General features: G+C 70.2%; 23 protein-coding genes. 5 read left to right on the plus strand and 18 right to left on the minus strand.

The window, feature by feature from the left end; translation table 11 throughout:
* The first annotated feature begins 61 nt into the window (after positions 1-61).
* Positions 62-550, plus strand: coding sequence for an 8-oxo-dGTP diphosphatase (locus AB2L57_RS15070; protein ID WP_292809558.1), 489 nt, complete (start codon positions 62-64; stop codon positions 548-550).
* Between the two features lie 6 nt (positions 551-556).
* On the opposite strand, the gene AB2L57_RS15075 is transcribed toward AB2L57_RS15070, so the two are convergent.
* Entirely contained in the window at positions 557-2,047 is a 1,491-nt protein-coding gene (locus AB2L57_RS15075; protein ID WP_292809556.1) for an MFS transporter, read from the minus strand.
* A gap of 67 nt (positions 2,048-2,114) precedes the next feature.
* On the opposite strand from AB2L57_RS15075, the gene AB2L57_RS15080 reads away from it, so the two are divergent.
* Positions 2,115-2,927, plus strand: a complete 813-nt coding sequence (locus AB2L57_RS15080; protein ID WP_292809554.1) for an alpha/beta fold hydrolase — start codon at positions 2,115-2,117, stop codon at positions 2,925-2,927.
* Between the two features lies 1 nt (position 2,928).
* Here AB2L57_RS15080 and AB2L57_RS15085 read toward each other — a convergent pair whose 3' ends face one another.
* From AB2L57_RS15085 to AB2L57_RS15105, 5 genes are all read right to left on the minus strand, one after another.
* The gene (locus AB2L57_RS15085) at positions 2,929-3,141 is read right to left on the minus strand and encodes a hypothetical protein (RefSeq protein WP_292809552.1); all 213 of its coding nucleotides are present in this window, start codon (positions 3,139-3,141) and stop codon (positions 2,929-2,931) included.
* Positions 3,141-3,371, minus strand: coding sequence for a hypothetical protein (locus AB2L57_RS15090; protein ID WP_292809550.1), 231 nt, complete (start codon positions 3,369-3,371; stop codon positions 3,141-3,143). Before AB2L57_RS15090 ends, AB2L57_RS15085 begins: the two co-directional genes overlap by 1 nt.
* Before the next feature lie 80 nt (positions 3,372-3,451).
* Positions 3,452-3,868 (minus strand): DUF1622 domain-containing protein, encoded by a 417-nt coding sequence (locus AB2L57_RS15095; protein ID WP_292809611.1) that lies wholly within the window; start codon positions 3,866-3,868, stop codon positions 3,452-3,454.
* Positions 3,869-3,901: 33 nt separating this feature from the next.
* On the minus strand, positions 3,902-4,636 hold the full coding sequence (locus tag AB2L57_RS15100) for an SDR family NAD(P)-dependent oxidoreductase (RefSeq protein ID WP_292809609.1): 735 nt from the start codon (positions 4,634-4,636) through the stop codon (positions 3,902-3,904).
* 8 nt (positions 4,637-4,644) lie between these two features.
* A complete protein-coding gene (locus AB2L57_RS15105) occupies positions 4,645-5,484 on the minus strand; it encodes a fumarylacetoacetate hydrolase family protein (protein WP_292809548.1) in 840 nt (279 codons plus the stop codon).
* A gap of 108 nt (positions 5,485-5,592) precedes the next feature.
* Here AB2L57_RS15105 and AB2L57_RS15110 point away from each other — a divergent pair, with 108 nt between their 5' ends.
* Together AB2L57_RS15110 and AB2L57_RS15115 are read left to right on the plus strand one after the other, a co-directional pair.
* Positions 5,593-6,900, plus strand: a complete 1,308-nt coding sequence (locus AB2L57_RS15110; protein ID WP_292809546.1) for an enolase C-terminal domain-like protein — start codon at positions 5,593-5,595, stop codon at positions 6,898-6,900.
* Positions 6,897-7,853 carry an aldo/keto reductase gene (locus tag AB2L57_RS15115; RefSeq protein ID WP_292809545.1) on the plus strand — a complete coding sequence of 319 codons (957 nt, stop codon included), beginning with the start codon at positions 6,897-6,899 and terminating at the stop codon, positions 7,851-7,853. Before AB2L57_RS15110 ends, AB2L57_RS15115 begins: the two co-directional genes overlap by 4 nt.
* Here AB2L57_RS15115 and AB2L57_RS15120 read toward each other — a convergent pair.
* The 11 genes from AB2L57_RS15120 to AB2L57_RS15170 form a co-directional block, all read right to left on the minus strand.
* On the minus strand, positions 7,835-8,701 hold the full coding sequence (locus AB2L57_RS15120) for an amidohydrolase (RefSeq protein ID WP_292809544.1): 867 nt from the start codon (positions 8,699-8,701) through the stop codon (positions 7,835-7,837). The genes AB2L57_RS15115 and AB2L57_RS15120 overlap by 19 nt on opposite strands.
* Complete coding sequence (locus AB2L57_RS15125; RefSeq protein WP_292809543.1) at positions 8,680-9,348, minus strand: FadR/GntR family transcriptional regulator; 669 nt, start codon at positions 9,346-9,348, stop codon at positions 8,680-8,682. The genes AB2L57_RS15120 and AB2L57_RS15125 overlap by 22 nt, the downstream gene beginning before the upstream one ends.
* Before the next feature lie 38 nt (positions 9,349-9,386).
* Positions 9,387-9,686 carry a GNAT family N-acetyltransferase gene (locus AB2L57_RS15130; protein ID WP_292809542.1) on the minus strand — a complete coding sequence of 100 codons (300 nt, stop codon included), beginning with the start codon at positions 9,684-9,686 and terminating at the stop codon, positions 9,387-9,389.
* A 143-nt stretch (positions 9,687-9,829) separates the two neighbouring features.
* On the minus strand, positions 9,830-11,263 hold the full coding sequence (locus tag AB2L57_RS15135; protein WP_292809607.1) for a GH1 family beta-glucosidase: 1,434 nt from the start codon (positions 11,261-11,263) through the stop codon (positions 9,830-9,832).
* Between the two features lie 2 nt (positions 11,264-11,265).
* A complete protein-coding gene (gene yicI, locus AB2L57_RS15140; RefSeq protein ID WP_292809541.1) occupies positions 11,266-13,500 on the minus strand; it encodes an alpha-xylosidase in 2,235 nt (744 codons plus the stop codon).
* A complete protein-coding gene (locus AB2L57_RS15145) occupies positions 13,497-15,557 on the minus strand; it encodes a beta-galactosidase (RefSeq protein WP_292809540.1) in 2,061 nt (686 codons plus the stop codon). The genes yicI and AB2L57_RS15145 overlap by 4 nt, the downstream gene beginning before the upstream one ends.
* A 108-nt stretch (positions 15,558-15,665) precedes the next feature.
* Entirely contained in the window at positions 15,666-16,817 is a 1,152-nt protein-coding gene (locus tag AB2L57_RS15150) for an ROK family transcriptional regulator (RefSeq protein ID WP_292809539.1), read from the minus strand.
* 9 nt (positions 16,818-16,826) lie between these two features.
* Entirely contained in the window at positions 16,827-19,175 is a 2,349-nt protein-coding gene (locus AB2L57_RS15155; RefSeq protein ID WP_409047476.1) for a glycosyl hydrolase family 95 catalytic domain-containing protein, read from the minus strand.
* Complete coding sequence (locus AB2L57_RS15160) at positions 19,168-20,109, minus strand: carbohydrate ABC transporter permease (protein ID WP_292809537.1); 942 nt, start codon at positions 20,107-20,109, stop codon at positions 19,168-19,170. Before AB2L57_RS15160 ends, AB2L57_RS15155 begins: the two co-directional genes overlap by 8 nt.
* On the minus strand, positions 20,099-21,040 hold the full coding sequence (locus tag AB2L57_RS15165) for a carbohydrate ABC transporter permease (RefSeq protein ID WP_292809536.1): 942 nt from the start codon (positions 21,038-21,040) through the stop codon (positions 20,099-20,101). Before AB2L57_RS15165 ends, AB2L57_RS15160 begins: the two co-directional genes overlap by 11 nt.
* The gene (locus AB2L57_RS15170) at positions 21,040-22,353 is read right to left on the minus strand and encodes an ABC transporter substrate-binding protein (RefSeq protein ID WP_292809535.1); all 1,314 of its coding nucleotides are present in this window, start codon (positions 22,351-22,353) and stop codon (positions 21,040-21,042) included. Before AB2L57_RS15170 ends, AB2L57_RS15165 begins: the two co-directional genes overlap by 1 nt.
* Before the next feature lie 183 nt (positions 22,354-22,536).
* Between AB2L57_RS15170 and AB2L57_RS15175 the strand changes: the two genes are divergently transcribed.
* A complete protein-coding gene (locus tag AB2L57_RS15175) occupies positions 22,537-23,508 on the plus strand; it encodes an acetylxylan esterase (protein WP_292809534.1) in 972 nt (323 codons plus the stop codon).
* Positions 23,509-23,651: 143 nt separating this feature from the next.
* On the opposite strand, the gene AB2L57_RS15180 is transcribed toward AB2L57_RS15175, so the two are convergent.
* Positions 23,652-24,863, minus strand: coding sequence for an integrase (locus AB2L57_RS15180; protein ID WP_409046856.1), 1,212 nt, complete (start codon positions 24,861-24,863; stop codon positions 23,652-23,654).
* Positions 24,864-25,025: the final 162 nt, after the last annotated feature.

The raw sequence follows: 25,025 nt of genomic DNA on the forward strand, positions 1-25,025 counted from the left end.
GGTTCGCCGAGAGCGCACGCGCCGACACGCCCGCGAAACACACCGGGCGTACCCTGACCGCATGGACCTGCCCGACGTCTGTGTCGTCTACCTGCTGCGCCCCGGCGCGGCAGGCGGCACCGACGTGCTGCTGGGCTACAAGCGCACCGGGCTCGGCCTCGGCAAGGTCGTGGGCATCGGCGGCAAGGTCGAGGCGGGCGAGAGCGTCCGCGAGGGGGCCGTGCGCGAGGTGCACGAAGAGACCGGACTGCACATCGAGGCCGACGACCTCGAGCCGGCCGGCGTGCTCGACTACCTGTTCCCCTCCCAGCCCTCGTGGTCGCAGCGCTCGCACGTGTTCACGTGCACCACCTGGCGGGGCGAGCCCGTCGAGACCGAGGAGATCGTGCCGCGCTGGTTCGCACTCGATGATGTGCCCTACGCGCGCATGTGGGACGACGCCGGTCGCTGGCTGCCCGACGTGCTGCGCGGCGGGCGGATCGCCGCGCGCTACACCTTCGGCGACGACCTCGCCACGGTCGTTGCCGAAGAGCGCCGGGCGGTCGCCTGAGGGCGCTCAGGCTCTCGTGCGGCCCCGCCGGCGCGACGTGAGGTCGACCACGGCCAGCACGAAGGCGATCGCGAAGAACAGGGCGACCGCCAGCATCCCGTACATGTAGGCGTCGTGGTAGACCACGAGCGGCGGCGCCTCGTCCTGCTCGCGGAAGACCGCCGCGTAGAACAGCGACAGCGCGACGGCGGTGCCCACGGCCGTGCCGATGCGCTGACCGAGCTGCCCTACCGAGCCGGCGAGACCGCCCTGCTGGACCGGGATCTCGGCGAGCGCGAGCGTCTGGTTGGGAGCGATCACGAGGCCTCCCCCGAACCCGCCGACCGCCATGATCCCCGCCATGACGAAGGCGACGGATGCCGAAGGCAGATACAGCGCGGCGAGCACGAGACCGCCGACGCTCAGCAGCACGGCCGCAAGACCCCACACGACGATGGGGCGACCGTACCGCCCGACGAGGTTGCCGCCGAGCCACGACGCGACGGCGCTCGCCAGCGCGAACCCGATCGAGACCATGCCGGCGAACACGGGCTCCAGGCCCAGGCCGCTCTGCAGGTACAGCGTCGTGAGCAGGAACAGCGCGGGCGCGCCGGCGAAGTAGGTGGTGGCGATGAGCGTGCCGTTGCGGAAGGAGGAGACCCCGAACAGGCTCAGCGGGATCAGCGGGTTGTGCCCGCGCGCGCTGTAGCCGCGCTCCCAGGCGACGAACGCCGCCGCGAACAGGGCGAACACGACCAGCAGCCACCAGCGCAGCGGATCGTCGTCCGGGGATCCGGTGGTGAACAGGAACGGCCACATCAGCGCGAGCACCGTGATGCCGAAAAGCACGACGCCCACGGGGTCCAGCTCGAGCCGGCGACGCGATCGTGCGCGCGTCGAGGGCAGCACCCACGCCGCGAGCGCGATGGCGATCACTCCGAGCGGCAGATTCATCCAGAAGATCAGGCGCCAGCCGTCGTCGGGGCCGCCGAGGGCGATCATGAGACCGCCCAGGGTCGGGCCGACCGCCGTCGCGACGCCGATCGTCGCACCGAACAGGCCGAAGGCGCGGCCGCGCTCCTTGCCCTGGAACAGCTGCTGGATCAGCCCCAGCACCTGGGGCATCTGGATGCCGGCGGCCACTCCCTGCAGGAGTCTCCCCGCCAGCAGCACCGCCGTGTTGGGTGCCAGCGCGCAGACGACGCTCGTCAAGGTGAACAGGGTGAGCCCGACGATGAAGAGCATCCGACGGGATCGCTGATCGCCGAGGCGGCCCATCGGCACGAGCGCGAGGCCGAACGTGAGCACGTAGCCCGACACGATCAGCTGCAGCTCGGTCGATCCGGCCCCGAGCGCGGCCTCGATCGAGGGCAGCGCGACATTGACCTTGGACAGGTCGAGGATCGTGATGCCCGCCACGGCGACGCAGACCCAGAAGGCGCGCCAGCGCTGCGCCGACGAGAGGGGGATGCTCTGGGTGCGCGGCGCGCCGCCTGGCGCGTGGGCTGAATCCGACATCTCTCCCCACGCTAGTGCCCCGCAGCCGCCGTCGGGCACGCGCGCGACGCGCGGGTAGCGTGGTGGGGTGAGCGACGACCTCGATCCGTTCGGCGATCTCGCCGAGAGCGCCGACCACCTGATCGACGAGGTCACGGGAACGCCCGACCCCGAGCATCCACCCCGTCCCTTCACCCACGACGGGTCGACGCTCATCGTCGGCGAGCGCGGGACGGGGGCGCGCACCTTCGTCCTCGTGCACGGCATCGGAATGGGCCGCAAGGTCTTCGGCGACGTGGCGCTGCACCTCGAACGGACCGGACGGGTGATCGCGGTCGACCTGCCCGGCTACGGAGAGTCCCCCGAGCCGCCCCGGACGCCGACGATCGAGCGCATGGCCGACACCGTCGCGGCGCTGCTCTGCGCCGAGCGGATCGAGCGGCCCGTGCTGATCGGCCACTCGATGGGCACGCAGGTGGTGGCCGAGGTCGAGGCCCGGCACCGCCTCGCGTCCGCGGTCGTGCTCGTCGCGCCGACCGTGAACGACCGTGCCCGCCGCGCGCTGACGCAGCTGCGGCTGCTCGTGACCGACCTGCTCGACGAGAGCCCCAAGGTGCTGCTGCTGGGTGCGCGCGAATACCTGCGGGCCCGGCCGCACCTGATCCGCAAGACGCGGGCGATGCTCGTGCACCGCCCGGAGCGGACCTACCCCCGCATCGCCGTGCCGGTGCTCGTGCTGCGCGGCGAGGAGGATCCGGTCTCGCCCCGGGACTGGTGCGAGCGCGTCGTACGCGCGCTGCCCCACGGCGAGTTCGTCGAGGTGCCCGGCCACGGGCACGAGACCATGATCCGCGACGGCGGCCCCGCCGCGCGCCGGATCGTGGAGTGGCTCGGCGGCTGAGCTAGCCCGCGGCGATCTTCTGAGCGGTGTCGCGGATGTCGGCGTCCGAGAGCTCGATGCCGACCTGCTCGAGCCGCTGACGCAGCACGTGCTCGATCGCCTCGGCGTCCTTGTCGCCGACATCGGCGCGAGTCTGATCGACGATGCCGGCGAGCTTGGCGGCGTCGGTGGTCGGGTGCTGATCCATGGCGGGATCGTCCTGCGTGTTCGACATCATGACTCCTCTTCGGAGAGATCGTCGTCTTGGATGAGGTCGGGATCGGCGTTCTGCGTCGACTCCGGCCCCTCGACGGGCAGTCCCGCGTCGCTGAGCTCGGGCGAACCGATCGCGTCGGCGTTCTGCTCGGCGCTCTCGCCGTCGGCGGTCTGTCCGCTCTCCCAGCCGCCGGGCGGGTCGGCGTCGATGACACCCTCGGGAAGATCTCGGTCGTGGTCCGCGGTCATGGCGCACCCCTTTCGTCGAGCCCCAGCATCCCGCGCCCGCTTCGCGGTGCCCAGGGGGTTGACGGCGTGGATGCCGGGGGTTACTCGCCGCGCGCGGCGTCGCGACCCCGCCGCGCGTCGTCGCGCACCTGGCCGGCCAGCAGCTGACCGCCGCTGGTCAGCAGCGCCCGCCGCCACGGCAGCACCCCCTCGATCTCGATCTGGATCGACATCGACAGGATCGTGCGGATCAGCACGATGAGCCCGAGGATCAGCGCATCCTCGAGCGAGGGCTTGGAGGTGATCGTGCGGATCAGGTCGGCGGCGACGAGGATCTCGAGCCCCAGCAGGATCGCCGACCCGAGCGTGTTGCGCAGCGTCTGGAACGCGGTGCGGCCGCCCTCGTGCCGCGAGAGCGAGCGCGCCCCCAGCACGAGGGCGATGATCGCGCCGATGATCATCGCGGCCGCGCCGGTCGCCTCGAAGCCGACCGCGATCGCCGTGAAGACGTGCTCCATATCCACGGGGTCAGCCTAGAGCGCCGGCCGGCGTCAGCGCGGACGCAGGCGCAGACCCGACATGCCGCCGTCGACGGCGAGCGCGGTGCCCGTGGTCGATCCGGCGCGCGGGCTCGCGAGGTAGGCGACGGCGTCGGCGACCTCGTCCGCGCTGACGAGACGGCCGTGCGGCTGACGGGCCTCGAGGGCGGCACGCTCCGCGGCGGGGTCATCGGCCGCGCCGAGCAGCCGGCCCACCCACGGGGTGTCGGCGGTGCCGGGGCTGACGGCGTTGACGCGGATGCCCTCGCGCACGTGATCGGCGGCCATCTGCAGGGTCAGCGCGAGCACCGCCCCCTTGCTCGCGCCGTACAGCGCGCGCCGGGGCAGCCCGGCGGTCGCGGCGATCGACGCCATGTTGACGATGGATGCCGCGTCCGACCGCCGCAGCCACGGCAGCGCCGCGCGCGCGACGCGCACCATGCCGACCACGTTCACGTCGAAGACCCGATGCCATTCGGCGTCGTCGTTGTCCTCGATCGAGCCGGCGGCTCCGATGCCGGCGTTGTTGACGACGATGTCGATGCGACCGTGGTCGGCGCCGACGGCGGCCACGGCCGCCCGGACTGCGACGTCGTCGCCGACGTCGACCGTGTGACCCCCGGCATCCCGCGTCGCTTCGTCACGATCGAAGACGACGACCGTCGCGCCGTCGGCCGCGAGCCGTCGAACGATCGCCGCACCGATGCCCGACGCGCCGCCCGTGACGATGGCGACGAGACCCTCCATTGAGGCGCTCACACCATCACCTGGCGCTGGCTGCCGAGACCGTCGATCTCGAGCTCGACGACGTCCCCCGCCCGCAGATAGGGGAATCGCCCCGAGAGCGCAACGCCCTCCGGGGTGCCGGTGAGGATCAGGTCTCCCGCCTCGAGTGCCATGAACTGGGACAGATGCCAGACGATGTACGGCACATCGAAGATGAGATCGGCGGTGCGGGAGTCCTGTCGCGGCTCGCCGTTGACCCGGCTGCGCAGCCGCAGGTCGGAGGGGTCGACCTCGTCGGGGGTGACCAGCCACGGACCCGTCGGCGTGAAGCCGGGCGCGGACTTGCCCTTGCCCCACTGGCCGCCCGAGATCTCGAGCTGCCACGCCCGCTCGGACAGGTCGTTCGCGAGCACGAAGCCCGCGATGTGCGCCGACGCGGCGGCGGGGCTTTCGAGATAGAGCGCGCGGCTGCCGATGACGACGCCCAGCTCCACCTCCCAGTCGGTCTTCTCGCTGCCGCGCGGGATCGCGACGTCGTCGTGGGGCCCCGCGATCGTGTTCGGCGTCTTCTGGAACATCACGAGGTTCTCGGGGGGCTGCGAGCCCGACTCGGCCGCGTGGGCCGCGTAATTCATGCCGACGCAGAGAATCGCCGAGGGTCGGGCGATCGGCGCGCCGATGCGCGGGGGCGGGCCCTCGAGCGGTGAGAGCACGCCCGCGGCGAGCGCCTCCCGCGCGCGGGCGATGCCGCCCCCGGCGAAGAACGCGCCGTCGATGTCCGCCGTCAGACCCGACAGATCGTAGAGGATGTCGTCGGCCACGACCGCGGGCGTCTCGGCGCCCGCTTCACCGACTCGAGCGAAACGCATAGAACTCCCGAACATCTGATCGCTGGGGGCGTTCGTGCCCCCGCTTCGGCCCACATTATCATTTGACCGCGCAGACATCGGATGTTTAGATGGCGCTGTGAGCACCTCATGAGCACGATCACCTCCGTCGCGACGGCCGACATCCGCTTTCCGACGTCGCTGTCGCTCGACGGCTCCGACGCGATGAACCCCGATCCGGACTACTCGGCGGCCTACGTCACGATCACCACCGATGCGACGGGCGCCGACGCGGGGCTCGCGGGGCACGCCTTCGCGTTCACGATCGGGCGCGGCAACGACGTGCAGGTCGCCGCGATCCGGGCCCTCGAGGGCCACCTGGTGGGCCGCGACGCCGAAGCGCTGCTCGCCGACATGGGCGCGGCATCCGCCCTGCTCACGCACGACTCGCAACTGCGCTGGCTCGGCCCCGAGAAGGGCGTGATGCACATGGCGATCGGCGCGGTCGTGAACGCGCTGTGGGACCTCAAGGCCAAGCGCGCGGGCCTGCCGCTCTGGCGGCTGCTGTCGCGGATGAGCCCCGCCGAGATCGCCGACCTCGTCGACTACCGCTACCTCAGCGACGCGCTCACCCGTGACGAGGCGATCGCGATCCTCGAGGCCGCGGCCCCGGGTCGCGACGAACGCGAGCGCGTCCTGCTCGCCGAGGGCTACCCCGCCTACACCACCAGCCCCGGCTGGCTCGGGTACTCCGACGAGAAGCTCGCCCGGCTGTGCCGCGAGGCGATCGCCGACGGGTACCGGCAGATCAAGCTCAAGGTCGGCACGAGCCTGGACGACGACATCCGGCGTCTGCGCATCGCCCGGGAGGTGTGCGGCGATGACTTTCCGATCGCGATCGACGCGAACCAGCGCTGGGACGTCGGCACCGCGATCGCCTGGGTGCGCGAGCTCGCGCCCTTCGGCCTCGCCTGGGTCGAGGAGCCGACGAGCCCCGACGACATCCTCGGCCACGCGAGCATCGCCCGCGGCATCGCCCCCGTGCGGGTCGCGACCGGCGAGCATGCCCACAACCGGGTGATGTTCAAGCAGTTCCTCCAGGCCGACGCCCTGCAGGTCATGCAGATCGACGCGGCGCGGGTCGGCGGCGTGAACGAGAACATCGCGCATCTGCTTCTCGCGGCGAAGTTCGGGGTGCCGGTGTGCCCGCACGCGGGCGGGGTCGGCCTGTGCGAGGCCGTGCAGCACCTGTCGATGTTCGACTTCGTCGCGGTCTCGGGCACGATGGAGGGCCGCATGATCGAATACGTCGACCACCTGCACGAGCACTTCGTCACCCCGACCGACGTCCGGGACGGCCGCTACCGTGCGCCCCTCGCCGCCGGCGCGGGCACCGAGATGCACGCTGCCTCCATCGCGCGCTACGGCGACCGCGTCACGGGGGTCCCGACCGCATGATCGAGCGCCTCGGATTCGGCGCGGCATCGCTCGGCAACCTCTACCGCGAGGTCGATGACACCGACGCCGAGGCCGTGCTCGAGGCGGCGTGGGCGGGCGGCATCCGCTCGTTCGACACGGCGCCCCACTACGGGCTCGGGCTGTCGGAGCGGCGCCTGGGGGCCTTCCTCGCCGGCAGACCCCGCGACGGGTTTGTCGTGTCGACGAAGGTCGGCCGGGTGCTCGAGCCGAACCCCGGCCCGCGCTCCGGCCGCGACACCGAGGGCTTCGTCGTCCCCGACGACCTCGTGCGCCGGTGGGATCCCTCCCCCGCCGGCGTCGCGCGAAGCCTCGACGACTCGCTGAGGCGCCTGGGCCTCGACCGTGTCGACACCCTGTTCCTGCACGACCCCGACGTCTACGACCTCGATGCCGGCATCGGGATCGGCCTGCCCGCGCTGATCGCCCTGCGCGATCGAGGCGTCGTGTCGTCGGTGGGGGTGGGCGTGAACACGGTGGATGCTGCGCTGCGGGCCGTGCGAGAAGCCGACGTCGACGCCGTCATGATCGCCGGCCGATACACCCTGCTCGAGCAGCCGGCGGCCGAGGAGCTGCTGCCGCTGTGCGCCGAGCGGGGCGTGCGCGTCGTCGCGGCCGCCGTGTTCAACTCGGGCCTGCTCGCGGTCGACCGCCCCGAATCCGCGCACTACGACTACGGCGACGTGCCGCCCGACGTCGCCGCGCGCGCTCGGCGGCTGGCCCGGATCTGCGGACGGCACGGCGTCGCGCTGCCGGCCGCGGCGCTGCAGTTTCCGCTGCGGCATCCCGCGGTCGACGAGGTGGTCGTCGGCACCGCTCGCGTCTCGTCGCTGCGCGCCAACCTCGAGCATGCCCGCTCGGTGATCCCCGACGCGCTGTGGGACGAGCTGCGCGACGAGGGCCTCACCGAGGCGTTTCAGCCCGAGAGACCGTAGAACCTGCGCGCGGTGCCGCCGAACACCGCGACGTGCTCCTGCGGCGCGAACGCCGCACCGACGATGTCGATGGCCTGCGCGGTCGACAGACCCCCGGCATCCACCCCGCTCACCGGCCAGTCGCTGCCGAACATGCAGCGCCGGGAGCCGAACAGACGGGCGGTCACCGCCAGGAACCCCGGCACGTGCGCACGCAGCAGATCGTGGTCGGCGACCTCGGCGGCGAAACCCGAGCACTTCACGTGCACGGCAGGCAGGCCCGCCAGCCGGCGCCACGCCCGCTCCCACGCGGCTCCCGCTTCGCTGTGCACACCCTGCGCGATCGGCGGTTTGCCCAGGTGATCGATCACGACCGGGAGGTCGGGGACGCGCTCGAGGGCGCTCGCCAGCTCGTCGAGCTGGCCCGCGCGCACGCAGGCGTCGAAGACGAGACCTCTCGCGGCGACGGCGGCGAGCCCGCGCCCCACCGCGGACTCGCGCAGGTGGCCGACCGGCCGGTTCTGCAGCGTGGCGCGCACGCCGCACACGAGCGGGTGCGCGGCGAAGCCGTCGAGGGCCTGCCCCAAGGCCGGGTCGGCCAGGTCGACGTGCGCGACGAGCCCGGCGAGACCCCGCCATTCGAGCGCCGCCACCCACTCGACCTCGGCCTGTGCATCCTCGATGCGCGCGTCTGCCTCGACGAACACCCAACCCGACACCCGTCCGGCAGCGTCGTCGAGCTCGGACGGAAGCCGGGCGCGAGCGAGCGCGGGGTGCCCGTCGAGCCACGGATAGCGCAGCGTGCCCGGGTCCCACACGTGCGCGTGGGCATCGAGGATCCCCGAGGTCAGAGCGCCTGGCGCAGCCATCTCTCCACCCCGGAGACATGGGCGACCATGAGGGCCGCCGCCAGCTCGGCGTCGTGATCCTCGACCGCGGCCAGGATCGCCCGGTGCTCATCGATGGTGCGGGCGACCGAGCCACCCTCGGTGATACCGCGCCAGACACGGGCCCGCACGGTGTGACTCGAGAGGGAGTCGAGCAGGCTCGTCAGATAGGCGTTGCCCGCCGCCTCGGCGATGGCGTGGTGGAACTCGACGTCATGAGCGACCAGGCCTTCGACGTCGGCGTCCGGCGACACCTCCACCGCCGCGGCGAGCGCGGCGAGCGCCGGTGCGGTGGCCCGCTGAGCCGCGGCCGCCGCAGCCTGAGGCTCGAGCATGCGCCGCACCGCGAGGATCTCGAGGATCGAGTCGTCCTGATGCAGATCGACGACGAAGGTGAGCGCCTCGTGCAGCAGGCGGGGCTCGAGGCTCGTCACATACGTGCCGTCCCCGCGGCGCACGTCGAGCACGCGGATGACCTCGAGCGCCTTGACCGCCTCGCGGAGCGAGCTGCGGGAGAGGCCGAGCGCGTCACTCAGCTCCTTCTCGGGCGGAAGCCGCGAGCCCGGCGGCATCTGCCCCGAGACGATCATCTCTTTGATGCGGAGGATCGCCTCGTCTGTCACGGCCACGCAACCAGCCTAGCGATACATCCGATGTCTGGATGGTGCTACGCGCTGCGCCGCTGCGCGAGGATGCCGCGGCGCTCGGGGTGCGCGGCGAACCAGTCGGCGACGTACCAGCACACCGGGCTCACCGACCGGTCTCCGGCCGCCTCGAGCTCGGAGACGGCGCGCTCGACGACCTCGCCCGCATATCCGTGGCCGCGGAACGTCGGAATCGTGTAGGCGCGGGTCATCGCGACGGTCTGTCCGTCGTCGCGGTAGTCGAGCACGCTGACAAGGTCGTCGCCGCGGCGCAGGGTCCAGCGCGAGGCGTCGGGCTGCTTCTCGAAAATCAACTCGGTCACCACGGCAGACTAAGCCCGCCCGCAGACATCGGGCCTGCGAGCGGGCTGTGAGGTGCTCGCACACGACCGATTGCACGACCGGCGGGGCGGGAGTGCCACCGTGTGACGGGTGAGGCGCCCCGGCCCGACCGGTCGTGCAGACGTCACCCGGGCAGCACCCGCGTGGTCGCCAGTTCGCGATACCAGAGGCCGGAGTCCTTGACCGTGCGCTCGAGGGTGTCGAAGTCGACGCGCACGATGCCGAAACGCTTGGCGTAGCCGTAGCCCCACTCGAAGTTGTCCAGCAGCGACCAGACGAAGTACCCGCGCAGGTCGACCCCGGCCTGCATCGCGCGGTGCGCGGCGGTGAAGTGCCGGCGCAGGTAGTCGAGCCGTTCGGGATCGGGCACCGACCCGTCCTCGGCGACCTCGTCGTCGAAGGCGGCGCCGTTCTCGGTCACCATGAGCGGCTGATCCGGGAACTGCTCGCGCAGCGACAGCAGCAGCTCCTCGAGGCCCTCCGGGGCGATGTTCCAGCCCATGGCGGTGTAGGGGCCGGGCTGCTCCACGAACTCGACGATCTCGTTGCTGCCGGGCCACGCGGTGCCACCCTCGGCGCCCTTGTGACCGTCGTGCGCCTGCCTGGGCGAGACGCCGTCCCACAGGCGCACCGTGGCGGTGGAGTAGTAGTTGACGCCCAGCACGTCGATCGGCTGGTGGATCGCCGCGAGGTCGCCCTCGCGCACGAACGACCAGTCGGTGACGGATGCCGTGTCCTCGAGCAGGTCGGCCGGGTACTCCCCGCGCAGCATGGGCCCCGTGAAGGCGCGGTTCGCCAGCGCGTCGATGCGGCGCATCGCCTCGGCGGCACCCTCGCCCTGCCCCCGAAGCACATGGAAATTGAGGGTCACGGAGTAGTCCGGGTCGCCGGTCGAGGTGGTCCGCAGCGCCTGCACCGCGCGGCCGTGGGCGAGGTTCAGGTGGTGCACCGCGGCGAGCGCGGCCGCCGGCTCGTGCCGCCCCGGGGCGTGTCCACCCTGTCCGTAACCGAGGTATGCCGAGCACCACGGCTCGTTCAGGGTGGTCCAGGTGTGCACCCGGTCGCCGAGCGCGGCGCCCATGATCTCGGCGTAGCGCTCGAACGCCTCGGCGGTGGCGCGCGAGGCCCAGCCCCCGGCATCCTCGAGCGGCTGCGGCAGGTCCCAGTGGTACAGCGTCGCGACGGGTCGGATGCCGCGCTCGAGCAGGCCGTCGACGAGGCGCGAGTAGAAGTCGATGCCCGCCTGATTCACGGTTCCTGAGCCGGTCGGCTGGATGCGGGGCCAGGCGATCGAGAACCGGTAGGCGCCGAGGCCGAGCTCCTTCATGAGATCGAGGTCCTCGTCGACGCGGTGGTAGTGGTCGCATGCGACATCGCCCGTGTCGCCGTTCCACACCTTGCCGGGGGTCTTGCTGAACGTGTCCCAGATCGAGGGCCCGCGGCCGTCCTCGTCGAACGCGCCCTCGACCTGATACGACGCCGTCGCCGACCCGAAGGTGAAACCCTCGGGAAAGACGAGACCCGAGTCCCGGTAGTCTCTGCTGCCCTGCTGCGCCATGCTCACTCCGTCACCTTCGTCGTATCGACCGCGAACGTCTCCGCACGCCCGTCCGGCGTCGTCACGGTCACCTCAGTCTGTCCCTCGCCCCCGGCGAACACACGCAGCCGCAGCCCGTCGAGGTAGTCGTAGTCGGGGCGGTCCTCGCGTGCGCCCCACGGGATCACCGCGCCGGGGCGCACGTACAGCGGGAGGCTGTCGAAGCCGTGCGTCTCGCGCAGCCATCGCCCGCCGTGCGCCGTCTCGCCCGTGAGGAGAGAGGTCCACTCCCCCTCCGGAAGGTAGAACTCGACCTCGCCCGAGGCGGTGAAGACGGGGGCGACGAGGATGTCGGCGCCGAGCATGTACTGCCTGTCCAGGTACGCGGCGGCCGGATCGTCGGGGAACTCCAGCGCCATGGGTCGCATGACGGGCGTGCCGCGTTCGGCGGCCTCGAGCCCGGCAGCGTAGAGGTAGGGCATCAGGCGCATCTTCAGGTGCGTGAATCGGCGCGTCACATCGACCGCCTCCTCGTCGAACACCCACGGCACGCGGTAGGACTGCGAACCGTGGAAGCGGCTGTGGCTGGAGAGCAGACCGAAGGCGGTCCAGCGCTTGTACACCCCGGCATCCGGAGTGCCCTCGAACCCGCCGATGTCGTGCGACCAGTGCGCGAAGCCGCTGAAGGCGAGCGAGAGCCCGCCGCGCAGCGTCTCGGCCATCGACTCGAACGTCGACGTCGAATCGCCACCCCAGTGCACGGGCATCGTCTGGCCGCCGGCCGTGGCCGACCGCGCGAAGAGCACGGCCTCGCCCGAGCCGCGCGCGTCGACGAGCACATCGTGCACGGCTCTGTTGTACAGCTGCGCGTAGAGGTTGTGCATGCGGTAGGGATCGGAGCCGTCGTGCCAGCGCACATCGACGGGGATACGCTCGCCGAAGTCGGTCTTGAAGCAGTCCACGCCCTGGTCGACGAGCGCCCGGAGCTTGCCCTGGAACCAGGCCACAGCATCCGGATTGGTGAAATCGACCAGCGCCATGCCGGCCTGCCACATGTCCCACTGCCACACGGACCCGTCGGGGCGGCGGACAAGGTATCCGGCGGCGCGCGCCTCGTCGAAAAGCGGCGAGCGCTGCCCGATGTAGGGGTTGATCCACACGCTGATGCGCACGTCGCGCTCGTGCAGGCGCGCGAGCATGCCGTCGGGGTCGGGGAACACCCGGGGGTCCCACTCGAAGTCGCACCAGTTGAACTCGCGCATCCAGAAGCAGTCGAAGTGGAACACCGAGACGGGCAGCTCCCGCGCCGCCATCTGCTCGAGGAAGCCCGTCACGGTCGCTTCGTCGTAGTCGGTCGTGAAGCTCGTCGAGAGCCACAGCCCGTACGACCACGCGGGCACGACGGGAGGGCGGCCGGTGAGGGCCGTGTACCGCTCCAGGACGTCCTTGGGCGTGGGGCCGTCGATGACGAAGTACTCCAGCACCTCGCCGTCGACGGAGAACTGCACGCGCTCGACCGATTCCGAGCCGATCTCGAACGACACCCGGCCGGGGTCGTTCACCAGTACCCCGTAGCCCCGGTTCGAGACGTAGAACGGCACGCTCTTGTAGGCCTGCTCGCTGGAGGTGCCCCCGTCGGCGTTCCAGATGTCGACGCTCTGCCCGTTCTTGGCGAGGGGCCCGAACCGCTCGCCGAGGCCGTACACGAGCTCGCCGACGCCGAGGTCCAGCTGCTCCTGCACCAGGGTGCGGTCGCGGGGGGCGCCGCCGTGTCGGGTGAGCTCGACGGGCCCGCGGTCGACGTGCGCGTCGGCGTCGATCTCGACGTAGGCCTGCGCCTTGTGTCCACTGCCGGTGAGCCGTCGGCCGGCGTGATCGAACGACAGCGACCAGGGGGCGCCGCGCCGCACGCTCGCGGTGAGCGCTCCCGTCGTGAGCGTGCCGCCCGCGTCGGTGACGGATGCTGCGCCGCGGCCACCCGTCGACGCGCCGGGCAGTTCGAACCCACCGTGCCAGGCCCTGCCCTCGTGGTGCGCGATGCGCACGCGCACGACGCCCTCGAGCGGGGAGGAGAGGGTGACCGTCAGGACCGGTCGGTTCAACGTGTCGCCGCGCCGCTCGATCACCTTCGTGGGAGCTGTGACGACAAGGCCCGGACCGTCGACGGTGTCCTCGCTCCGCCAGATGTCGTAGGCCTCCTGGCCGTACACCGCGCTCACTCCGGGGCGCAGCTCCCAGAAACCGTCGGTCAGCTTCATGATGTCTCCTCGATGACGCGAACGGCGCCTGCGGGCACGGTGGCGGGAGCGGCGAGCCGCTCCCCCGTGAGCAGATCCACGCCCGTGGCCTCGACCGTGAGGTCGGTGTCGGTGTGATTGATCGCGAAGAGGTAGCGGGATGACCCGTCCTCTCGTCGCGAGAGTTCCACGCCGCGCTCGGCGACGGCGATCGGGGCGATCGCGGCCTCCTCCAGCAGCGTCTCGAGCAGCTGGTCGAGGTCGGTGTCGGATACCCGCGCGGACAGGTACACGGCGCTGCCCCGCCCCGTCACGCGTCGCGTGATCGCGGGCGAGCCGGCGAGGGGTCCGGTCGAGAGGCGCGCGATGATCTCGGCGTCGTCGACACGGACCCTTTCGGTCCAGGTGCTCGCCGTGAAGCCGTTGTCGAGCTGTACCCGCTCGTCTCCCAGGAGCGGGAAGAACTCATCGACGCGCACGCCCAGCAGGTCGCGGAATGCGCCGGGGTATCCGCCGAGCCGCACGGCGTTGTCGTGATCGACGATGCCCGAGAAGTAGCTCACCAGGACATGGGCGCCCCGCTCGGCCGCCCGATTGATCGCGGCGGCATCGGCGTCCGTGACGAGATACTGCGTGGGCAGGAGCACGACGCCGTACTTCGTCAGGTCGGCGCCCGCGGGGAGGACGTCGATGTTGATGCCCCGCGCCAGCAGCAGCCCGTAGAGAGCGAGCGGCAGATCGAGGACGTCGAGCGCCTCGCTGGGGGTGCGCGCGCTTCGCCACGCCGACGCCGAGTCGTGATCGAAGATCATCGCCACCCGGGCGGGCTCGACCCGCGTGCCCCGGATCGGGGCCAAAGCCTTCAACGCCGCGCCGAGCCTTTCCACGTCGCGATAGATCGTCGAATCGCTGCCGGCGTGGGGCACCATCGCGGAGTGGTGCTGCTCGGAGCCGCGTGCCGACTGGCGCCACTGGAAGAACATCGCGCCGTCCGCGCCCCGCGCGATGTGCGACAGGGTGTTGCGCATCATCTCGCCGGGCACCTTCGCCGCATTCACCGGCTGCCAGTTGACGGCGGCGGTCGAGTGCTCGATGAGGAGCCACGGTTCGCCCGTCGCGACGGCGCGTGCCCGATCGGCGCTGAAGGCGAGTTCGACATGACGCTGCGGGTGGTCCGCGGTCGTGTAGTGGTCGTTGGCGACAAAATCGACCTCGCGCGCCCACCGTGCGTAGTCCGCGGCTCCGGGTCCGCGCTGGATCATGAAGTTCGTCGTGATCGGGATGTCCGGCGTGATCTGGCGCAGAACGTCGCGTTCGGCGACGTAGTGCCCGAGGAGGGCGTCCGACGTGAACCGCTCGAAGTCGAGTCGCAGCGCGGGATTGTGACTCGTGCGCACCTCCCGCGGCGGCATGACCTGGGCGAAGTCGCCGTAGGTGTGTCCCCAGAAGGCGGCGCCCCACGCGGCATTGAGTGCACCGATCGTCCCGTGCTTGCGTTCCAGCCACCGCTGCCACGCCTGTGCCGTCTCGTCGCTGAAGCACGAGGAGTTCTCGTTGCCGATCTCGTTCGAGACGTGCCAGGACCGCAGCGCGGGATGCCCCGCGTAACGCTCCGCGATCGCGCGCACCATCCGCAGCGCATAGTCCCGGAACGTCCGCGAGCTCGGCGACCAGGCCAACCGGCCGCCCCGCGACGTGCGCACTCCGCGCGCATCGACGGTGGCGATCTCCGGATGCGCGTCGAGCAGCCACATCGGGGGTGCGGCCGTCGGCGTGGCGAGGTTCACCCCGATGCCGGCGCCCGCGAGCATCCCCATGATGCGATCGAGCCACGCCCACTCGAAGACCCCGTCGAGGGGCTCGAGAAGCCCCCAGGAGAAGATCCCGAGGTTGACGACGTTGACGCCGGCGCGGGTCATCAGCTCGATGTCCTCCGGCCACAGAGATTCGGGCCACTGTTCGGGGTTGTAGTCACCACCGAACACGAGGCCATCCGCAAGCCACGGGAAGGACCTCCCGGCGGAGAGGTCCGCCGCGCGCGAGTGGATCGTCTCTCTCCGCAGGCGTTCGTGCCGCATCGGATCTCCGCTTCCTTACGAGGTCTCGGTCGGGTCGCCGTGCGCGATCATCGCGCCGCCCGCTGCCATGCGGGGTCACCGACTATTTTGTCAATCAACGAAACAATATCATGCGGAAAGAAGCTCCCGCATGGCGGCGACGGCCGCCCCCCGGGCATAGAGCCCGAAGTCGAAGCGCGGGCGCAGGATGCTGACGTCGTCGGGTTCACCCTGCTCGAGGAACTCCACGAGCGATGCACGCAGCGGCTCGGGCGCGAGCTCGACCATGTCGAGCCCCTCGCCCATGAGCGCCACCGCGTCGGGATCGAAGGCGTTCACCGCCTCCGCGATGACGGTCCCGACGGCGCGCGCCGCGTCACGCACGGCCGCCGCCGCGCGCGCCTCGCCCGCGCGGGCGCGGTCGATCACGGTGTCGTATTCGCCGGGGCCGACGCCGGCGTTGTGCTCGATCGCCGGAATCGTCACGAAGCTGTGAATGCAGTCGGTGTGCCCGTTCTCGCAGCGACGCCCCCGACCCCCGATGCGACTGTGCCCCACACGGCCCGCCCGGCCGTGCGCGCCCTGGTGGAGTTCACCGGCGATCACGACTCCCGAGCCGATGCCCGCGCCGATGCCGAACACCACGAGTGAACTGCGCGGCGGACCCGATCCGAACCAGTGCTGCGCGCCGGTCAGCGCATGGACGTCATTCACGACGGTCGCGGGCAGCACGGTCGCCTCGGTGACCAGCCGAGCCAGGGCGACGGCATCCCACCCCAGGAAGTTGGAGTGGCGCAGAACCGCACCCTCCGGAGATTCGGTGACATCGCCGGCGACGGCGATGCCCAGGCCCGCGACGGGGCCGGCTCCCCGCGGCGGCGCGGGTATCGAGCGCGCGATGAGCGCGACGACGTCGGCGACATCGCGACTGGGCAAGGTCTGGACCGACTCGGCCACCGCTCGCCCCCGCATGTCCGTCAGCACCATGTACATCGTGTCGGCGGTGAGCTTGACCCCGGCGAAGTGCACCGCCTCCGGTCGCAGCTCAAGCATCTCGGCGGGACGCCCCCGCGTGCCGAGTGCCTGCGCCGGCCCCTCCACGATCAGCCCCGCGTCGATCAGGTTTCGTGTCGTGCGGGTCAGGCTCGTGCGGGACAGTCCGAGCTTCTCTGCGATGCGCACCCTGGACTGCGATCCATGCAGCAGCAGCTCGCGCAGAACCAGCCGCTCCGTATCGGGCAGACCGGGCCAACGCGGGATCACCGGCGAGGAGGCGGACACGACCACAGCCTAGAACTCCCCTCCGCCGACGCTTCTGCGGGCGCCGGCGCGGAAGTCGGATGCGGTCAGAACGACGGTGCTGCCCGCGTCGAGCACGACATCGAGGACCGATGCGCCCGAGCGGACGCGCACGCTGCGCGTCCGCTCGTCGCGGGTTCGCAGGCTCGCCGTGACCAGCGCGCGGTCACGCCACGTCAGGTCGACGATCACTCCGGGTCGAGCGATCAGCCCCCGGGCCGACCCCGCGGCGAGCGAGGGGGGAAGCGCGGGCAGCAGCCTCAGATCGTCGTGGCTCTGCAGCAGCATCTCTGCGAGCGCAGCCGGGTAGCCGAGGTTCGCATCGATCTGGAACGGCGGGTGCGCCGCGAACAGATTGGGATAGAGCCCACCCGCCCACGGTCCGGTCACCTGCGCCGCGTCCCGGAAGAGCAGCCGCAGCAGATCCTCGGCGCGATCGCCGCGCCCGAGCCGCGCCCAGAGCACGCTCTTCCAGATCAGTGACCAGCCGGAGGACTCGTCGCCTCGACGAGTGAGGGATGCCGCCGCCGCGTCCCTCGTCGGCAGGTCCCATGGCTGGGTTCCCGGAAAGAGGCCGACCAGATGACTGACATGGCGGTGGTGCGCGTCCTCCTCCGCACGAGGACGCGCCCATTCCCGGAGCAGGCCGCCGTCGACCGCGGGGCTGCCGGGAAGGGAGCGGGCCAGGGCGAGCGCTGCGACGGCGACGGGATCATCACCCTCACCGAGACGATCGGCCACCTGGGCGACGGCGTGCAGCGCCTCGCGCGCGAGGGCGAGATCCATCGTCGTCGTCGCGTCGATCGCGCCGATGCTCCCGTCCGCCATGACGAACGCGTTCTCGGGCGATGTTGCGGGCGCGCTCGACCAGCCACCCGCTCCGTCGGGGCGGACCCAGTCGAGGAGGAACATCGCGACGCCGTGCATCGCGGGCCACAGCCTCCGAAGGCGCGCCGAGTCGATGGCCCCGAAGCCCATCGCGTCCGCGATGTGAAGCACGAGCCATGGCCCGGCCATCGGCCACGCCGTCCATCGCGCATCCCCGTGACCTGCCCCGACCGGCGAGGAGAGGAGCCAGGCGTCGGAGTTGTGATGCGCCACCCACCCGCGCGCGCCGTAGAGGCGAGCCGCAGTCTCGGTGCCGGCGATCGCGAGCGCGGAGATGAAATCCCACAGCGGTTCCGCGCTCTCATCGAGTCCCGTCGGGTGCGCCGCCCAGTGATTCATCTGCATGTTGATGTTCAGCGTGTAGTTGGAACTCCACGGGGGCTGCATGGTGTCGTTCCAGATGCCCTGGAGCGTCGGGGGCAGCCCGCCGGGTCGCGACGAGCTGAGCAGCAGGTACCGGCCGTAGTCGAACAGCACCTGAGCCAGGTGCGGATCCTCGGCGAGCGGACCGGATGCGGCGCTCTGAGCGCGGCGAAGCCGGATGTCGGTGGGGAGCTCTTCGCCGGACTCCGACAGCGGGACCGAGCCGAGGTCGACCGCGCATCGGGACATCCGCATGGCGAACTCGGTCGTGTGCTCTGCCACGAGTTCCGACCAGCCCGCCTCCAACGCGGCATCCACCCGCTCTCGCGCGCGCTCGGCAGCGTCTGCGGCGGATCCCTCCGGGGGTCGGCCCACATCAGTGAAGGTGGTCTCTGCGGCGAGGACGAGAAGAATCTCACCCTCGTCGCGGCGGACGCCGACGACGACAGCGGCCTCGAGCGCGTCCCCCGGCGCATCCGACCAGGTCACGGGCACGGCCTGCGGCTCGTGGGTGGGCGCGACATCGGATGGCAGCCGGAGCTGCAGTTCGGCGCCGTCGCTGCCGGAGGCGCGAGCGAGGACGTGATGGGCGGAATCGAGGTGCCACGCCGCCTCACCGCCACCGCGGATGCGGTGCACGAGCACGCCCCGGGTGTAGGAGACGAACGTATGCTCGTCGAATCCGCCGAGGCCCACATGGTGGATGCCGGTGGCGAGGTCGAGTGCGCGACGGTACCCAGGCGCGTCCGACGTCCCCCTCCGCGTGAGGCGCAGCTCACCCAGCGGGAGGTAGGCCTGCGAGTACGGGACCTGGAGAGGGGCGAGGGCCGCGGCCGCCGCACCGGGGTCGTCGCCGCCGACCGCCTCGCGCGCCGCGCTCAGCAGGCCCGCGGCGCGCTCGGCCGACACGACACCGCCCGAGCGCTCGCTCGAGGGCGAACCCGACCACGCCGTCTCCTCGTTGAGGAGGATCCGCGTCGTGGGCAGGTCGCCGTCGAGCATCGCCCCGAGCGCGCCGTTGCCGAGGGGAAGCCGTTCGACCCACTCGTGCGCGGGGGTGCGGTAGATCAATCGTGACACGTCATCCACGCACGCTGCCGGCCGTGAGACCCGCCCGCCAGAACCGCTGCAGCGAGACGAAGACGATCGCGATGGGGATGATCGAGACGAGCGAGCCGACCACGGTGAGGATTTGAAGGCCGGGGATGGTGATGGAGGCCTGGCTCCATCCCGTCAGTCCGACAGTGAGCGGCATCAGCTCCTGATCGGTCAGCACCAGCAGGGGCAGGATGTAGCTGTTCCAGCTGCCGAGGAAGGCGAACAGCAGCACCGTCACCAATCCTGTTCCCATCAGGCGCAGCCCGAGTGAGGCGAAGATGCGCAGCTCGCTCGCACCGTCCAGACGCGCCGCCTCGACCAGTTCGATCGGCACGGAGGACTGCGCGTAGATGAAGCACAGCAGCACGCCGAACGGGTAGACGAGGGCCGGCAGCAGAAGCCCGGCGTATGTGTTGTCGAGGCCCATGCCGACGAGCAGCACGTAGGTGGGCTGGGCGATCACCGTCCCCGGGACCAGGAGGCTGGCCAGCACCACCGAGATCAGGACGTTGCGCCCCCGGAATCGGTAGACGGCCAGGGCATAGCCGGTCATCGCGCACACCAGGGTGGTCAACGCCGATCCGATGACGGAATAGATGATGGAGTTCAGGCCCCATCGCCAGAAGATGCCGCCGTCGTAGGTGCTGAGCTCCGCGAGGTTCTCGAACAGATTGAACTCGGCGAACGCGAAGCCGGGCGTCGAGAACAGATCGCCCGTCGACTTGGTCGAGGCGATGACGAGCCACAGCACCGGGATGAGGAAGTACGCGGCCGCGACGACCATGACACCCGTCACCACGATCATCCATCCGCGGCTCACGCGGTCGCCGTTGACGAAGGCCGTGCGCCGTCGAGGTGTCGGTTCGGGGGTCTGGGACGCCGCCGGCTCGACCGGTGCGTCGACGGGAAGGGTGCTAAATGCCATCTGCGGCTCGTTTCGTCGTTCGCCGGTTCACGGACAGCACGAGGAGCGAGACGACGAGAGTCGCCAACCCCAGGATCACCGCCATCGCCGACGCGAGGTTGGGGTCCTTGCCCAGTGTCGAGGCGGCGTAGATGGCCATGTTGGGCGTGTAATCGCTCGGAATGTTCGAGGTGATCGTCTGCAGCACCTGCGGCTCGTTGAACAGCTGCAGTGTTCCGATGATCGAGGACAGGGTCGTGAGCAGGATGGCCGGGGCGATCATCGGGAGCTTGATCTGCAGCGCGGTGCGCACCTCGCCGGCGCCGTCCAATCGCGCCGCCTCGTACATCTCGCGCGGCACGGACTGCAAAGCGGCGAACAGGATGATCATGTTGATGCCGATGAGCGACCAGAGATTGATGTTGGCGATCGACCAGAGCACGGTGCCCGGCGCCAGCAGGTTGAGATCGATGCCGATCGACGAGAAGAACTGCAGGATCGGGCTCACCGACGGCTGGTAGAGGAAGCCCCAGAGCAGGGCGGCGATCACACCGGGCACGGCGTAGGGAAGGAAGACGGCGAACTGGAAGAAGCGCCGCCCCTTCACCAGAGCGGTGTCGAAGAGAAGGGCGAGGCCCGCAGCGATGATCATCATCACTGGCACCTGGACGACGCCGTAGAGGATGACCCGCGGAAAGCCCATCAGGAAGTCGCGATCGCCGAAGGCACGGATGAAGTTGTCCAGCCCGACGAACTCGATCGCCGATCCGCCGAACCCCAGCCCGCTCGATTGACGCGAGTAGAGGCTGTTCACCACGGCCACGACGATCGGCGCGACGAGGAAGACGATGAAGAGGACGACGAACGGCGCGACGAACAGGTAGGGGGCCCAGGGCCCCCCGGCGCCGGAGAACCGGCGCCGGGGAACCCGGGGGGAGGCGAGCGAGGTCATCACTGGACGACGCTGAGTCCGCGTGCCTCGAGGTCGGCGATCGCCGCGGCCTGCGCGATGTCGAGCGCCTCGAGGAACGTCTGCTCACCGTTGATCACCTTGGCGAACTCGTCCAGGATCGCGGTCTGGATGGTGCCGTAGTTGGGGCCTTCGACCCAGGTCGCGGGTGTCTCCTCGGCGGATTCGATGAACACCTCGTTGATGACCTGTCCCCCGTAGAACTCGTTCTCCGAGAGCAGCGCCGGCGAGGCGAGCCCGTTCAGGGTGGAGGGGAAGAGACCGCCGACGGTGATGAGCGTCTCCTGCGTGTCGTCCGAGCCGTTCAGCCAGCTGGCGAACTCCGCGGCCGCCTCGGCATCCTCCGTGTTCTTCAGCACGACGACCGCAGCGCCGCCCGAATCACCCGAGTTCTCCGACCCTGCATTCTTGGGGAGCGGGGCCACCGCCCACTGCCCGGCGAGCCCTGACGCGTTCTCCGCGAGGATGCTCGGGAACCAGGCCGCGTAGCTGATCGTGGCGATCGTGCCGTTGTTCACCAGCGCCCAGTACTCCGGCGTCCACATCTGCTCGGTGGTGACCAGTCCCTCATCGAGCAGGGTCTGCCAGCGCTCGGCGACGAGCTGGCTGCCTTCGTCGTTCACGCCGACGGTCCATGCGTCGCCGTCGATGCCGTACCAGCTGCTCTCGGCCTGCTGGATCTCCTGTGCCCACTGGCCGATCTCGCTCGGCGAGAGGTTGGCGATGTACATGTCGGGGTTGGCGGCCTTGAGCGCGCGAGCCGCGTCGAGGTACTCGTCCCACGTCTCGGGGAATTCGAGCCCGTACTGCTCGAAGATGTCCGTGCGGTACATCGTGCCCGCCGGGCCGATCCCCTGCGGCACCCCGTACACGCGCCCGTCGAACGACACCGACGCCCACGAGGCGGGCGTGTAGTTCGACTCGTCCTCGGCGACGTAATCGGTGATGTCGATCACACGCTCGGCGATGACGTAGTCGGGCAGATCGTGTGTGCTCAGCTGCACGAGATCGGGTCCCTGACCCGCATCGACGGCCGCTTCGACCTTCTGCCCGTCGTCGCCAGTCATCCGATGAAAGCTCACCTGGATCTCGGGGTTCTCCTCGTTCCACTGGGCGACCAGATCCTCCAGGCCGGGCACCCAGCCCCAGAAGTCCACCTCCCGCACACCGCCGTCTGCGGTGTCGTCGCCACCACTCGCGGAGCAGGCGGCGAGACCTCCCACGAGGAGCGCACCCGCCGCGGCAGCCGCGGCGGCTCGCATGACGGGGCGCTGACCACGCGTCCTTGCAATCATCAGATGTCCTTTCCAGACGACACTGTCATCTCCCGTCGCGTTCATTCGCTGTGGGATCGGGCCGGCGCGGTCGCAGGTTGTCGGATGTTACGCTCGACCCAACGGCATTTTGTCCTCATGTGAAACAAAAAGTCAAGCCCTTTCGGCAGTAAACATCCGATGTATCCCGCGGACGGAGCGATCATGGCCCTCTCCCACACCGATATGCCGCTCGAACTCCTGCGGGAGTACCGGCCGACGCTCGACGTTCCCGGCGACCTCGACGAATTCTGGCAGCGGACTCTGCGCGAGGCCCGATCGCCCGAGGGCGCCGTCGAGGTGCACCCTCTCGATTCGCCGTTCACCGAGTTGATCGTCGAAGACCTGACCTTTCCGGGATTCGCCGGCGAGCCGATACGCGGCTGGATCACGCGGCCGCGCGCGGATTCGCCGCTGCCCGCCGTCGTCGAGTACGTCGGATACAACGGGGGGCGGGGTGTGCCCGGTGAGAAGCTCGCGTGGGCCGCCGCGGGTTTTGTGCATGTGCTGATGGACACGCGCGGCCAGGGCAGCGGATGGGGCAATGGCGGCGCAACAGCCGACCCGCACGGGTCAGGGCCTGCGACTGCCGGCTTCATGACGCGCGGAATCGAGGATGCGGAGACGTACTACTACCGTCGCGTGTACACCGACGCGGTGCGCCTGCTCGATCACGTGGCGGCGCTCGCGTTCGTGGACGCGTCTCGCATCGCCGTCTCCGGCGCCAGCCAGGGCGGCGGCATCGCCCTCGCGGCGGCCGCCCTCTCGAACATCCCCTTCGCTCTTCTGCCCGACGTGCCGTTCCTCTGCGACTTCCCTCGGGCGATCACCAGAACGCCCGAGCCGCCGTTCACCGAGATCACGCGGTACCTCTCCATCCACCGCGACCGGGTGGACGACGTCTTCCGGACGCTTTCCTACTTCGACGGCGCCGTCCTCGCGGCGAAGATCACGCAGCCGGCGCTCTTCTCCGTCGCGTTGATGGACGAGATCGTCCTCCCCTCGACCGTCTTCGCGGCCTACAACGCGGCGACGAGCACGGACAAGCGGATCGAGGTCTACGCCTTCAACGGACACGAGGGCGGCAGCATGCGCCACTGGCACGACCAGGTGGCCTGGCTGCGCGATCGACTCTGACCTGCGAGAGCGCTTCGGTGCGGGCTGAGCAATCTGTCACATCTCCTCGGGCGTGGCGCCGCAGCATCCGTGCGGTCGTCTTGCCTCACGTCAAGATGTCCGGGAGTGAGTGATGCTTGCCTCACGTGAAATGTCCGCGTAGCTCAGGCGGCGGGGCGGGTGCCCTGGGTGCGGGCGGCGGCGAGTTCGATGAGTTGTTGCTGGATCTGGTTGATCCGTCGGGTGATCCGTGCCGGGTTCAGCTTCGCATGCTCGCGCTCCAGTCGGGCGCGGGTCTTCTCGTCGAGCACACCGGCGTCGAGCAACCGCTGGTAGGGGGTACGTGGCTTGTCGTAGACGCGCTTCTTCCGGCCGGCTGCGGTGTGGGTCCAGTCGATCGCTTTCACGCAGGGCAGCAGATGGTTCTTGCGGGCCATCACGAAATCCCAGAGCTCGTTGAGCAGGGTCATCTCCGCCTCGGTCTCGTAGCGGTAGCGGAACGCGTGTTTGCGGACCCAGTCGCCGTTGCGTTGCTCGACGTGCGCGTTGTCGTTGTGCTTGTAGGGACGCCCCCGGGTGACGGGGATCTCCTTCTTGTCCGCCCAGGCGATCACGCCCCAGTTCATGAACTCGGATCCGTTGTCGAAGTCGAGCCCGGCGACCGGGACGGGCGCGTTCTTCACCATCCATTCCAGGGCGCCGTGCACGTGCACGTAGGCGTTGTTGCGGATCGTGCGCAGCATCGTCCACCCCGCGACCGGGTCGGTGCCGGTCAGGGTGCGCAGGAACTCGCCTTTGAGGGAGTGGCCGCAGTGCGCGACGGTGTCCAGCTCCAGGAACCCCGGGACGGTCAGCGGGGCGTCCATGCTGGTGCGCGTCGGGATCGAAGAGCGCAGGATGTGGGACGGCTTCGTGCCCGAGACCGCGACCGGGTAGGCGGCGTCCTTGTGCGGTTTCAGGTACCGGTCGATCGTCGCGGCGCTCATCGATCGCAACTCGTCCAGCACCTCCGGTGTGACCCGCTGCTCGACCTTGCCGAGCTCACGGAAGCGGACGAGGCGTTCGAGGGTGTCGTCCATGATCGCCGCGAAGTACTTTCCCGACGGCTGCCCGGACAGCCGCCAGACTTCTTGCAGCACCACGAGCGCATCGTAGGAGTACTTCCGCTCACGCGGCTTACGCTGCTGATCGCGCGCGGCACCTTTGCGTGCGTTCGCGGCACGGATCGCGCGGCGCGCGTGATCACGCGTCCAGCCTGTCGCGTGCACAAGCTCGTCCAGCAGCCGGCCCTTCTCTTCCTTGCCTGCTTTCGCATACTCGCGGGCGAACTTCTTCGTGATCTCACGGCGCGCCGCCATCGACAACTCCCTGCTCATCACCCCAGGGAACTACGCGGACATTCCTACGTGAGGCACGCGCAGCCCTTCCCGGACCTTTTAGCTGAGTCTCGTCGGCGGTTTGACACATTCCGACTCATTCGGTCATAATCAGGCGCATGACTGACTACGCACGCCCGCTGTCCGCCTGGGAGGCGAACG

Source organism: Microbacterium sp. HA-8, from assembly GCF_046111165.1.
Taxonomy (GTDB): Bacteria; Actinomycetota; Actinomycetes; order Actinomycetales; family Microbacteriaceae; genus Microbacterium.